The following is a 13,230-nucleotide window of genomic DNA, read 5'->3' on the forward strand; positions in this document are numbered from 1 at the left end:
GGCAAACCAGATGGGCATCACCGTTCGTAACCTGCACAAGCGTTTCGGCGACTTCACCGCGCTCGACGACGTCACGCTCGACTTCCCGGCGGGCGAGCTCGTCGCGCTCCTCGGGCCGTCCGGCTGCGGCAAGACGACGCTCTTGCGCGTGATCGCGGGCCTCGAGCACGCGGATTCGGGGCAGGTCGTGCTGCAAGGGCTCGACGTCGCGTCGGTCGGCGCGCGCGAGCGGCAGGTCGGCTTCGTGTTCCAGCATTACGCGCTGTTCCGGCACATGACGGTGTTCGAGAACGTCGCGTTCGGGCTGCGCGTGAAGCCGCGCCGCGAGCGGCCGAGCGAGGCCGCGATCCGCGAGAAGGTGCACGAATTGCTGTCGCTCGTGCAGCTCGACTGGCTCGCGCAGCGCTTTCCGTCCGAGCTGTCGGGCGGCCAGCGGCAGCGGATCGCGCTTGCGCGCGCGCTCGCCGTCGAGCCGAAGGTGCTGCTGCTCGACGAGCCGTTCGGCGCGCTCGACGCGAAGGTGCGCAAGGAGCTGCGTAGCTGGCTGCGCCGGCTGCACGACGACTTGCATATCTCGACGATCTTCGTCACGCACGATCAGGAAGAGGCGCTCGAGGTGGCCGACCGGATCGTCGTGCTCGATCACGGCCGCGTCGAGCAGGTCGGCAGCCCGCAGGACGTCTACGACCATCCGCAAAGCGCATTCGTCTACGAGTTCCTCGGCGCGGCGAACCGGCTCGACGGCACCGTGAGCGGCAAGGGCTTCGTCGCGCACGGCGCGGCCGGGGCGATCGCCGTCGACGCGGATTTCGCGGGCCCGGCGCGCGCGTATGTGCGCCCGCACGACCTGGAGCTCGTAGCATCGGACGCGCGCGCGGACGGCATCGCGGCCGACGTGCGGCGCGTCGTGCCGCTCGGCGGCTCGGTGCGCGTCGAACTCGCCGCGCGCGCGGGCGGCGTGCTCGAAGCGGAGCTCGATCGCAACGCATGGCGCGCGCTCGCGCTCGACGTCGGCGACGCGCTGACGGCCGTTCCGCGCGCGGTGCGCGTGTTCCCGGCGCGCTGAGCGCCCGCGCGCGGATCGATCACGGACGATTTCAAACCAACAAAGACAACGCCTGGGAGGCTACCCATGAACTTTCAACAATTACGCTTCGTGCGCGAGGCGGTGCGGCAGAACATGAACCTGACGGAAGTCGCGAACGTGCTGTATACGTCGCAGTCGGGGGTTTCGAAGCAGATCAAGGATCTGGAGGACGAGCTCGGCGTCGACATCTTCATTCGCCGCGGCAAGCGCCTCACGGGCCTCACGGAGCCCGGCAAAGCCGTCCATCAGCTGATCGAGCGGATGCTGCTCGACGCGGAGAACCTGCGCCGCGTCGCGCGCCAGTATGCGGATCAGGATAGCGGCCACCTCGTCGTCGCGACGACCCACACGCAGGCGCGCTACGCGCTGCCGAAGGTGATCCGCCAGTTCACCGACGTCTATCCGAAGGTGCATCTCGCGCTGCGCCAGGGCAGCCCGCAGCAGATCGCGCAGATGATCCTGAGCGGCGAGGCGGACATCGGCATCTCGACCGAGGCGCTCGACCGCTATCCGGACATCGTCACGTTCCCGTGCTATTCGTGGCATCACGTCGTTGTCGTGCCGAAGGCGCATCCGCTCGTCGGCCGCGAGAACGTGACGCTCGACGACATCGCCGAGTATCCGATCATCACGTACGACCAGGATTTCACCGGCCGCTCGCACATCGACCAGGCGTTCGCGAACGCGGGCGCGGTGCCGGACGTCGTGTTGACGGCGATCGATGCGGACGTGATCAAGACCTACGTCGAGCTCGGGATGGGAATCGGCGTCGTCGCCGCGATGGCGTACGATGCGCAGCGCGACACGGGGCTCGTCGCGCTCGACACGCAGCACCTGTTCGAGGCGAGCACGACGCGCGTCGGGTTGCGCCGCGGCGCGTTCCTGCGCGCCTATGCGTACCGGCTGATCGAGATGTTCGCGCCGCATCTGTCCGAAGGCGAGATCGCCGGGCAATTGCGGGAAGCGGCCTGAGCTTGGGCGGGCGCCCGGAAGCGGGCGGTTGCGGCCGCGGGATGCGCGGCGGCGATTCGCGCCGCGCGATGTCGTCGCGCGGCGCCGCCCAGCCGCCCGATTTTCCGACGGCCATGCCCCGATCGCGCACCGCGTGATCCGGGCCCTTGGCCTTGGCGCTGGCCGCGCGTCGGCCAGCGCAAGTCGAGCGCAAGTCGAGCGCAAGTCAAACGCGTCGCCGCTGCCGGCCATTTGCCGGATGCCGTCATCGAGCCGCCATCGCAGACCCGCCCATTCGAGGCTCCGATTCCTTCCGTCATCGCGCTGCGGCCCGCCCATCGCATGGGCCGCCACGGTCGCACCGCCTGTCGTTTTCCTGTCCGCACGTTCTCCGAACAAACCCTTAAACGTCCGAATCGGCGTTGCGTAATACGAAGAAAAAGCTGACGATAGGCGCTCCCGATATGAAGAAAAAGGACCGGGATGCGCAGTTTGCGCGGCCAACCGTACGCAGGCAGTCTCTTCCGACGTATTCCCTTCGTGGCGCAGAGGTTCGAAACGCCTCAGTTGGTTTGGTTTGCGCAAACGTTTGCTCGTCGCCAAAACGACACACGGTCCGCCCGGGACAACAACCACTGCCAGGAGAGTCGCATGGATGTCAGCCTCCGCCGCCGCGTGCTAGCCGCCGCGGCCGTTTGCGTCGCCGTCGCCGCTGCCGGGCCGTTCTCGGTCGCACGGGCCGAGACCGCGCACAAGCCGAAGGTCGCCCTCGTGATGAAGTCGCTCGCGAACGAGTTCTTCCTCACGATGGAAAACGGCGCGAAGGAGTATCAGAAACACAACGCGAGCCAGTTCGATCTCGTCACGAACGGCATCAAGGACGAAACCGACACCGCGAGCCAGATCCGCATCGTCGAGCAGATGATCGTGTCGAAGGTCGACGCGATCGTGCTCGCGCCCGCCGATTCGAAGGCGCTCGTGCCCGTCGTGAAGAAGGCCGTCGACGCGGGGATCATCGTCGTCAACATCGACAACCGGCTCGATCCGGACGTGCTCAAGTCGAAGCACCTGAATGTGCCGTTCGTCGGCCCGGACAACCGCAAGGGCGCGCGGATGGCCGGCGACTATCTGGCGAAGCGGCTGAAGGCGGGCGACGCGGTCGGCATCGTCGAGGGCGTGCCGACGACGACCAACGCGCAGCAGCGCACCGCGGGCTTTCAGGACGCGATGAAGGCGGGCGGCGCGAAGGTCGTGTCGGTCCAGTCGGGCGAATGGGAGATCGACAAGGGCAATGCGGTCGCGTCCGCGATGCTCAACGAATATCCGAACCTGAAGGCGCTCCTGTGCGGCAACGACAACATGGCGATCGGCGCCGTGTCCGCGGTGCGCGCGGCGGGCCGCCAGGGCAAGGTGTACGTCGTCGGCTACGACAACATCAACGCGATCAGGCCGATGCTGAAGGACGGCCGCGTGCTCGCGACCGCCGACCAGTACGCGGCGAAGCAGGCCGTGTTCGGCATCGATACGGCGTTGAAGGCGATCGCCGAGCACCGCAAGCAGGCCGACATGACGGGCGTCGTCGCGACCCCGGTCGACCTCGTGACGAAGCCGTAACCCGGCGCGGCGGCGTCCGGCGCGCCGCTCAAGATCGCCGCGAGGCGGCCGTTATCACGTCGGAGCGTGACCCAGGCCGCCTCGCGTCCTCGTCCGCGCGGCTGCGCGGATCGCGTGAACCGCATTTCTTCAGGACCGCGATGGATTCGACCGACCCAGATTCGACGCCGGATGCGCCGACGCTCGTCGTGACCGGCATCGGCAAGACTTACGCCGAGCCCGTGCTCGCCGATGTGTCGCTGTCGCTGCATCCGGGCGATACGCTTGCGCTGACGGGCGAGAACGGCGCGGGCAAGAGCACGCTGTCGAAGATCGTCGCCGGGCTCGTCGCGCCGACGGCCGGCGCGATGCGGCTCGCGGGCGCGCCGTATGCGCCTCAGAGCCGCGCGCACGCGGAGGCGCTCGGCGTGCGGATGGTGATGCAGGAGCTCAACCTCGTGCCCACGCTCACCGTTGCTGAAAACCTGTTTCTCGACCGCCTGCCGCACCGCTTCGGCGTGATCGACCGCCGGCGGCTCGCCGACGACGCGCGCGCGGCGATGGCGCGCGTCGGGCTCGACGCGCTCGATCCGGACACGCCCGTCGGCGCGCTCGGGATCGGCCATCAGCAGATGGTCGAGATCGCGCGCAGCCTCGCGGGCGACTGCCGCGTGCTGATCCTCGACGAGCCGACCGCGATGCTGACCGCGCGCGAAGTCGCGCTGCTGTTCGATCAGATCGCGCGGCTGAAGGCCGAAGGCGTCGCGCTCGTCTATATCTCGCACCGGCTCGAGGAACTCGCGCGGGTCGCGGAGCGGGTCGCCGTGCTGCGCGACGGCCGGCTCGTGCACGTCGACCGGATCGACGCACAGCCGACCGAGCGGCTCGTCGCGCTGATGGCCGGGCGCGAGCTCGCCGAGCAGGCGGTGCACGGCGCGCGCATGCCGGGCGCGCCGCGCCTGAAGGTCGAGCGCCTGTCGCGCGGCGACGCGGTGCGCGACGTGTCGTTCGACGTGCGCGCGGGCGAGATCTTCGGCATTTCCGGGCTGATCGGCGCCGGACGCACCGAGCTCTTGCGGCTCATCTACGGCGCGGATGCGGCCGACGGCGGCACCGTGTCGATCGGCGATCCGCCGCGGCCCGCGGCGATCCGCTCGCCCGCCGACGCGGTGCGTCACGGGATCGCGCTCGTCAGCGAGGACCGCAAGGGCGAAGGGCTGCTGCTGCCACAGTCGATCGCGGTGAATCTGTCGCTCGGGCAGCTCACGCGCGTCGCGCGCGGCGGGGTCGTCGACGCGCAGCGCGAAAACGCGCTCGCGGTGCGGCGGATCGACGCACTGCGGATTCGCGCGCGCGGCCCGGCGCAGGCCGTGTCGGAGCTGTCGGGCGGCAACCAGCAGAAAGTCGCGATCGGCCGCTGGCTCGGACGCGACATGCGCGTGCTGCTGTTCGACGAGCCGACTCGCGGGATCGACGTCGGCGCGAAGTTCGACATCTATGCGCTGCTCGACGCGCTCGCGCGCGAAGGCCGCGCGATCGTCGTCGTGTCGAGCGACTTGCGCGAGCTGATGCTGATCTGCGACCGGATCGGCGTGATGTCGGCGGGGCGCATGGCCGCCGTGTTCGCGCGCGGCGAGTGGACGCAGGACGCGCTCCTCGCCGCGGCATTCGCCGGCTATGCGCGCCGCGACGCGGTATTGCATCCGTTCGACGACAGCCGGCCCGCCGCGTGACCGGGCGCCCGGCGCGGCAAACCCGGTTCGCGGCCGGCTCACCACTCAATCAATCCACCGAGACAGCAACACACAGCACAGGACTTCCACGATGAACGACCGATCCATCGACCGAAACGCCGACGCCCCGTCCAGGCAGGCGGCCGCCGTCGCGGCGAAGCCGGCCGGCGTGCGGCTCGGCCTGTCGAACTACGTCGGACTCGCGCTCGCGCTCCTTGCGCTGATCGCGCTTTTCTCGATGCTCAGCGCGCACTTCCTCACGTACGACACGTTCAGCACGATCGCGAACCAGATTCCCGATCTCGTCGTGCTGTCGGTCGGCATGACCTTCGTCCTCATCATCGCGGGGATCGACCTGTCGGTCGGCTCCGTGCTCGCGCTCGCGGCGTCGGTCGTGAGCGTCGCCGCGCTGCGCTGGCAGTGGCCGCCGCTTGCCGCCGCGCTCGCCGGCGTCGCGGCGGCCGCCGCGACGGGCACGTTGACGGGCGCCGTCACGGTCGGCTGGCGAATCCCGTCGTTCATCGTGTCGCTCGGCGTGCTGGAGGCGGCGCGCGGCGTCGCGTACCAACTGACGAATTCGCGCACCGCGTACATCGGCGATGCGTTCGACTTCCTGTCGAACCCGATCGCGCTCGGCATCTCGCCCGCGTTCCTGATCGCGGTCGCGGTGATGATCGCCGCGCAATTCGTGCTCGCGCGCACGGTGTTCGGCCGTTATCTCGTCGGCATCGGCACGAACGAGGAAGCGGTGCGACTGGCCGGGGTTAACCCGCGCCCGTATAAAATCATCGTTTTTGCGCTGATGGGCGCGCTTGCGGGGCTCGCCGCGCTGTTCCAGATTTCCCGGCTCGAAGCCGCCGATCCGAACGCGGGCGCGGGCCTCGAGCTGCAGGTCATTGCGGCCGTCGTGATCGGCGGCACGAGCCTGATGGGCGGTCGCGGCTCGGTCGTCAGCACGTTCTTCGGCGTGTTGATCATCTCGGTGCTCGCGGCGGGTCTCGCGCAGATCGGCGCGAACGAGCCGACCAAGCGCATCATCACCGGCGCCGTGATCGTCGTGGCCGTCGTGCTCGACACGTATCGCAGCCGGCGCGCGCGGGGATAGCAAGAACAACGAACCAGAGAGAAACGGAATGGCGACGATCAAGGATGTGGCGGCCATCGCCGGCGTGTCGTTTACGACGGTGTCGCACGTGGTCAACAATTCGCGGCCCGTGTCGGCCGACGTGCGGGCCAAGGTCGAGCGGGCGATCCGCGAGCTCAACTACGTGCCCTCGGCCGTCGCGCGCTCGCTGAAGGCGCGCTCGACGGCCACCATCGGCCTCGTGGTGCCGAACAGCACGAACCCGTATTTTGCCGAGCTCTCGCGCGGCATCGAGGATCAATGCGCGCTGTCCGGCTACTGCGTGTTCCTGTGCAACTCGGACGACGATCCGGAAAAGCAGCGCAACTACCTGCGCGTGCTGCAGGAAAAACGCATCGACGGGCTCATCATCGCGTCGGCGGGCGACGACGCGGTGCTCGCGCAGACGCTCGCCGACACGCGCGAGCCGCTCGTCGTGGTCGATCGGAACATCGAGGGGCTCGCCGCCGATCTCGTGCAGATCGACCACGAGCGCGGCGCGTATCTCGCAACGCGGCATCTGCTCGAGCTCGGTCACGCGAAGATCGGCTGCATCACGGGCGCCGTGTCGACCGCGGTGAGCGCGATGCGCGTGCACGGCTTCATCCGCGCGATGGCCGAGCGCGGTGTCGACATCGTGCCGGGCGCGATTGCCGAAAGCGACTTTTCGTGCATCGGCGGCTATCACGCGGCCGTGCGCCTCTTCGACACCGTGCGCCCGAGCGCGATCTTCGCGGGCAACGACCTGATGGGGCTCGGCGCGCTGCGCGCGGCCGCCGAGCGCGGAATCCGCGTGCCGGCCGACTGCTCGATCATCGGCTTCGACGACATCGAACTGTCGCGCTACACGTACCCGGCGCTGTCGACGGTCGGCCAGTCGGTGCGCGCATTGGGCGAAATGGCCGCGCAGACGCTGATCGAGCGGATCGGCGGCGGCGCGTCGGGCGCGCCGCAGCGCCGGCGCGTCGTGTCGCCGCGCCTCGTGCTGCGCGAATCGACGACCGTCTACGTGGAGCCGGCCGACGCCGCGTATCGCGGATGACGGCGGCGCTCGAACGTGCGGCGGAACGCGCCGCGCCCGCACGCGGCGGCAGGGTGATGGTCGTCGGCAGTCTCAACATGGATCTCGTCGTGCGCTCGCCGCGGCTGCCGCGGCCGGGCGAGACGCTCGCCGGCCGCTCGTTCGCGCAGGCGGCGGGCGGCAAGGGCGGCAACCAGGCGGTCGCGGCCGCGCGGCTCGGCGCGCAGGTCGCGATGCTCGGCCGCGTCGGCGCCGACGAGCACGGCGCCGCGCTGCGCGCGGGGCTCGTCGCCGAAGGGATCGATTGCGGCGCGCTGTCGGTCAGCGCGACGGCGACGACGGGCGTCGCGCTCATCGTCGTCGACGACGCGAGCCAGAACGCGATCGTGATCGTCGCGGGCAGCAACGGCGAAGTGACGCCCGACTCGATCGCCGAGCACGAGGCGGCGCTCGCGGCCGCGGACGTGCTGATCTGCCAGCTGGAGACGCCCGAGGATGCGGTCCGCGCGGCGCTGGCCGCAGGCCGCCGACTCGGCAAGACGGTCGTGCTGAATCCGGCGCCCGCCGCCCGTCCGCTCCCCGCCGGCTGGCTGCCGCTCGTCGATTACCTGATCCCGAACGAAGTCGAAGCCGCCGCGCTGACCGGGCTGCCGGTGCGCGATCCGGCGAGCGCCGAGGCGGCCGCGCGTGCGCTCGCGGCGGCGGGCGCGCGCAACGTGATCGTCACGCTTGGCGGGCAGGGCGCGGTCGCGCTGACGGCCGACGGCGCGGCGCGCCACTATCCGGCGCCGCGTGTGACCCCCGTCGACACGACGGCGGCGGGCGACACGTTCATCGGCGGCTTCGCCGCGCGGCTCGCCGCGGGCGCCGCGCCGCACGACGCGATCCTGTTCGCGCAGCGCGCGGCGGCGCTGTCGGTCACGCGCGCGGGTGCGCAGCCGTCGATTCCGACGCTCGCCGAGCTCGACGCATTCGCGCCGGACCCGGCGTGACGCAGGCCACGCCGCGCCGGGTCTCGTAAGCAAAAAGAAAGAAAATATCGAGCCGGTGCGCGTGGCGAACAAGATCTTCCTCAGATCGATTGCTGCGCGGATCAAGACTTCCTGTCGAACGCCGTAAACAAGCCAGGCGGAGCAAACGTTTCGCTGCCGCGGGCTGCGTCGGGCGGCCCCGTCGTGTTCACGATGCGTCACAGGAAGAACCATGCTGCTGAAGAACCTCACGATCAGGACGCGCCTCGCCGTCACGATGGCGCTCCTTTCCGTCCTGCTGTGCGCCGTCGGCGCGCTCGGCCTGTTCGGCATGAGCCGGGCCAACGACGCCAATTACGAAACCTTCTCGAACCAGATGCCGAGCGCGATCGATGTCGCGAGCGCCGAGCTGTTCGCCGCGCGCGAGCGGCTCGTGCTCGATCGCGCGGCGATGCTCGCGGGCACGCCTGACGCGACGCCGACGATCGAGCGCGCGCGCAAGATGCGCGGGATTTCCGATTCGTGGTGGAAGAAATACCTCGAGCTGCCGCGCAGCGCGGAAGAGGATCGCCTCGCGCAGGACGTCGCGGCGAAGCGGCAGGTGCTGCAGCGCGAGCTCGACGCATTCGTCGACCTCATCAACGCGAACGACCACGACAAGATCGTCGCCGCCGCGAAACGGATGCAGGCGGTCTTCAACGACTTCGCCGTCGCGGGCGAGACGCTGCGCACGTTCCAGCTCAAGCAGGCGAGCATCAATTTCAACGATGCGCAAAGCGTATACGCGGCGAGCCGGATCGCGAGCATCGTGTCGCTCGTGGCCGGCCTCGCGATCGCGTTCTATTGCTTCCTGAACCTGCGCGCGGCGATCGCGCGGCCGCTCGCCGACGCGCTCGGCCATTTCGACGCGATCGCCGCGGGCGAGCTGCGTCATTCGATCGTCGTCGAGCGGCGCGACGAGATGGGGCTTCTGCTCGAAGGGCTCGCGAAGATGCAGACGAGCCTCGCGGATACGGTGCGCTCGGTGCGCGTCGGCGGCGAATCGATTGCAACCGCGGCCAAGCAGATTGCCGCGGGCAACATCGATCTGTCCTCGCGGACCGAGGAGCAGGCGGCGGCGCTCGAAGAGACGGCGTCGAGCATGGAGGAACTGACGGGCACGGTGCGGCGCAACGCAGACAGCGCGCGGCAGGCGAGCGCGCTCGCGGCGAGCGCGTCGGAGATCGCGAACAAGGGCAACGCCGTCGTCGGCCAGGTGGTCGGCACGATGGGCGACATCAACCAGAGCTCCGCGAAGATCGCCGACATCATCTCGATCATCGAGGGAATCGCGTTCCAGACCAACATCCTCGCGCTGAATGCGGCCGTCGAGGCGGCGCGCGCGGGCGAGCAAGGGCGCGGCTTCGCGGTCGTCGCGGGCGAGGTGCGCAGCCTCGCGCAGCGCTCGTCGGCGGCCGCGAAGGAGATCAAGGAACTGATCGACACGTCGGTCGAGCGCGTGCGCACGGGCTCGACGCTCGTCGACGAGGCGGGCCGCACGATGAGCGAAGTGATCGGTGCGGTGCAGCGCGTGACCGACATCATGGGCGAGATCGCGGCCGCGTCGCAGGAGCAGAGCAGCGGGATCGACCAGGTGTCGCGCGCGGTGTCGCAGATGGACGAAGTCACGCAGCAGAATGCGGCGCTCGTCGAAGAAGCCGCGGCCGCCGCGCAATCGCTCGACGAGCAGGCGGCACGGCTGCGCACGACCGTCTCGGTGTTCCGGGTCGACGACGGCGACGCGCGCGACGTCGCCGCGCACGTGCCGATGCGGCCGGCGGCAGGCGTCGCGCACAAGGCGGCGAGCGTCGCCGCGCCGACTCGGCCCGTCGCGTCGTCCGGTGCGCCGAGCGTGGCGGCAGCGGCGCTCAAGCCCGCGCCGTCCGTATCTCCCGCGAAGCCCGCGCACGCGATTGCGGCGGCGAAGCCCAAGCCCGCGCCGCGCGCAACGTCCGCCGCCGCCACACCTGCCGCGAGCGATGCCGATTGGGAGACCTTCTAATTCGAGATAGGAATCGCATCGGACAACGATCTATCCCCAATTTGACGAAACGACGACGCCCGCCGCCAGCGGGCGTTTTCGCATCGAAAGCGATCGTTCGTGTATTCGTGCATTCGTGCATGCGTCGCGCGTGCGCGGGCGGCACGCGTTTTCCGATGCGCGGGCTCGCGATGTGCATCGAGGGCGGCATCGGCGTGCCGGCATGTGCGGGTATTCGCCGTCGAAACGCGCCTGTCGAAGATGGGCATGGAGCGAACGTGCATCCCGATGACAAGCGCATGACCGACGCGCGTTCGACTGCGTCGTGACTCGCGCGATCGTCCGCGTCGGCGTCAGGGGCATCGTACTGTTGCGCGCGCCGCAAAAAAATTGTAACGGCGCATTTGCGCTGTCGACGCAAACGACGCGTCGCGCGTATATGAAAAGAAGCGGGAGGGCGGTTCGGCGAGCGTGCGAGCGTCAACGGACGAGACGATCCGCTGCCTGAATGGAAGAGCGCCGATGCAGCGTTGGCGCGAAGCGGGAGAACCATTCTAGAGCAGCAAAAAGTGCTTTCCAAGCAGCGTTTTCCGCAATGTTGAAACCGCCGCGAGGCCGTTGAAGTAGTTCGTGAAAAAAAAAGTAAATGGGTTTAGGATGAAATCGAACGGTCCTGCTTCGACATGATCTATACGAAGGCAAGATCGTCTTCAGACTCAGGCGAGGAGGTAGCATGGATATTTACAGCAGCTTCGCGAACCGCTTCGAAAAAACGCGAGAGGAAGAGTTCTCGCTGGAGGAGTATCTCGCGCTCTGCAAAAACGATCCATCGGCGTACGCAACTGCCGGCGAACGCATGCTGGCGGCCATCGGGGAGCCGGAACAGGTCGACACGCGCAACGATCCGCGCTTGTCGCGGATTTTCGCGAATAAGGTGATCAAGGTATACCCCGCGTTTCGCGAGTTCTACGGCATGGAGGAGGTGATCGAGCAGGTCGTCGCCTACTTCCGCCATGCGGCGCAAGGGCTCGAGGAAAAGAAGCAGATTCTCTACCTGCTCGGTCCGGTGGGCGGCGGCAAGTCGTCGATCGCCGAGCGCCTGAAGCAGCTGATGGAGCGTGTGCCGTTCTATTCGCTCAAGGGCTCGCCCGTCAACGAATCGCCGCTCGGCTTGTTCGACTACGACGAAGACGGCCCGATTCTCGAAGAGCAGTACGGCATTCCGCGCCGCTACCTGAAGAGCATCCTGAGTCCGTGGGCGGTCAAGCGCCTGCACGAGTACAACGGCGACATCCGGCGCTTCCGCATCGTGCGCCGCTATCCGTCGATCCTGCGGCAGATCGGCATCGCGAAGACCGAGCCCGGCGACGAGAACAATCAGGACATCTCGTCGCTCGTGGGCAAGGTCGACATCCGCAAGCTCGAGCAATACGCGCAGGACGACGCCGACGCGTACAGCTATTCCGGCGGCCTGTGCCTCGCGAACCAGGGCCTTCTGGAATTCGTCGAAATGTTCAAGGCGCCGATCAAGGTGCTGCATCCGCTCTTGACCGCCACGCAGGAAGGCAACTTCAAGGGCACCGAAGGATTCGGCGCGATCCCGTTCGACGGCATCATCCTCGCGCACTCGAACGAGTCCGAATGGAAGGCGTTTCGCAACAACCGGAACAACGAGGCGCTGCTCGACCGGATCTTCGTCGTCAAGGTGCCGTACTGCCTGCGCGTTTCGGAAGAGATCAAGATCTACGAGAAGCTGATCCGCAACTCGTCGCTCGCCGAGGCCGTGTGCGCGCCCGGCACGCTGAAGATGATGGCGCAGTTCTCGGTGCTCACGCGTCTGCACGAACCGGAGAATTCAAGCCTCTTCTCGAAGATGCAGGTGTACGACGGCGAGAATCTGAAGGACACCGATCCGAAGGCGAAGTCGTATCAGGAGTATCGCGACTACGCGGGCGTCGACGAAGGGATGACGGGCGTGTCGACGCGCTTTGCGTTCAAGATCATGTCGCGCGTGTTCAACTTCGATTCGACCGAAGTCGCCGCGAACCCGGTGCATCTGATGTATGTGCTCGAACAGCAGATCGAGCGCGAGCAGTTCCCGCCGGAAACCGAGCAAAAGTATCTGTCGTACGTGAAGGACGTGCTCGCGTCGCGCTATGCGGAGTTCATCGGCAAGGAGATCCAGACCGCGTACCTCGAGTCGTATTCGGAATACGGTCAGAACATCTTCGATCGCTACGTCACGTATGCGGATTTCTGGATCCAGGATCAGGAATTCCGCGATCACGACACGGGCGAGAGCTTCGACCGCGCCTCGCTCAATGCCGAGCTCGAGAAGATCGAGAAGCCGGCGGGCATCAGCAATCCGAAAGATTTCCGCAACGAGATCGTGAACTTCGTATTGCGCGCGCGGGCCGCGAACGGCGGCAAGAATCCGGCGTGGGTCAGCTACGAAAAGCTGCGCGTCGTGATCGAAAAGAAGATGTTCTCGAACACGGAGGAATTGTTGCCGGTCATTTCGTTCAACGCGAAGGGCTCGGCGGAGGAACAGCGCAAACACGAAGACTTTGTCAACCGGATGGTCGCGAAGGGCTATACGCCGAAGCAGGTGCGGCTCCTGTGCGACTGGTATCTGCGCGTGCGCAAGTCGTCATGACGCGCGCAACGCGACGCCCGCGCGGCCGCGCGCGGGCACCTTGAGAGACGCCGCCCGCATCGCGGCAGCCCCGCG

The 13,230-nt window shown here is 67.9% G+C and carries 9 protein-coding genes; all 9 read left to right on the forward strand.

The features are described from left to right. Positions 1–10: 10 nt before the first annotated feature. The gene (locus WS62_RS29110; protein ID WP_066578364.1) at positions 11–1,066 is read left to right on the forward strand and encodes a sulfate/molybdate ABC transporter ATP-binding protein; all 1,056 of its coding nucleotides are present in this window, start codon (positions 11–13) and stop codon (positions 1,064–1,066) included. Between the two features lie 66 nt (positions 1,067–1,132). Continuing rightward, entirely contained in the window at positions 1,133–2,059 is a 927-nt protein-coding gene (locus WS62_RS29115) for a CysB family HTH-type transcriptional regulator (RefSeq protein WP_066489830.1), read from the forward strand. Between the two features lie 630 nt (positions 2,060–2,689). After that, positions 2,690–3,652: a sugar ABC transporter substrate-binding protein gene (locus tag WS62_RS29120; protein ID WP_066578365.1), complete on the forward strand. Its 963-nt coding sequence runs from the start codon at positions 2,690–2,692 to the stop codon at positions 3,650–3,652. 140 nt (positions 3,653–3,792) lie between these two features. Continuing rightward, the gene (locus WS62_RS29125) at positions 3,793–5,364 is read left to right on the forward strand and encodes a sugar ABC transporter ATP-binding protein (protein WP_066578367.1); all 1,572 of its coding nucleotides are present in this window, start codon (positions 3,793–3,795) and stop codon (positions 5,362–5,364) included. Between the two features lie 91 nt (positions 5,365–5,455). Continuing rightward, positions 5,456–6,469 (forward strand): ABC transporter permease, encoded by a 1,014-nt coding sequence (locus WS62_RS29130; protein WP_066578370.1) that lies wholly within the window; start codon positions 5,456–5,458, stop codon positions 6,467–6,469. A gap of 28 nt (positions 6,470–6,497) precedes the next feature. Beyond that, positions 6,498–7,529, forward strand: coding sequence for a LacI family DNA-binding transcriptional regulator (locus WS62_RS29135; RefSeq protein WP_066578373.1), 1,032 nt, complete (start codon positions 6,498–6,500; stop codon positions 7,527–7,529). After that, entirely contained in the window at positions 7,526–8,500 is a 975-nt protein-coding gene (gene rbsK, locus WS62_RS29140) for a ribokinase (RefSeq protein WP_066578376.1), read from the forward strand. Before WS62_RS29135 ends, rbsK begins: the two co-directional genes overlap by 4 nt. Before the next feature lie 211 nt (positions 8,501–8,711). Next, entirely contained in the window at positions 8,712–10,520 is a 1,809-nt protein-coding gene (locus WS62_RS29145; RefSeq protein ID WP_066578380.1) for a methyl-accepting chemotaxis protein, read from the forward strand. Between the two features lie 712 nt (positions 10,521–11,232). Further along, entirely contained in the window at positions 11,233–13,155 is a 1,923-nt protein-coding gene (locus tag WS62_RS29155) for a PrkA family serine protein kinase (RefSeq protein ID WP_066489853.1), read from the forward strand. Positions 13,156–13,230: the final 75 nt, after the last annotated feature.

Origin of the sequence: Burkholderia sp. ABCPW 14 (genome assembly GCF_001523835.1) — a bacterium.
GTDB classification, from domain to species: domain Bacteria; phylum Pseudomonadota; class Gammaproteobacteria; order Burkholderiales; family Burkholderiaceae; genus Burkholderia; species Burkholderia mayonis.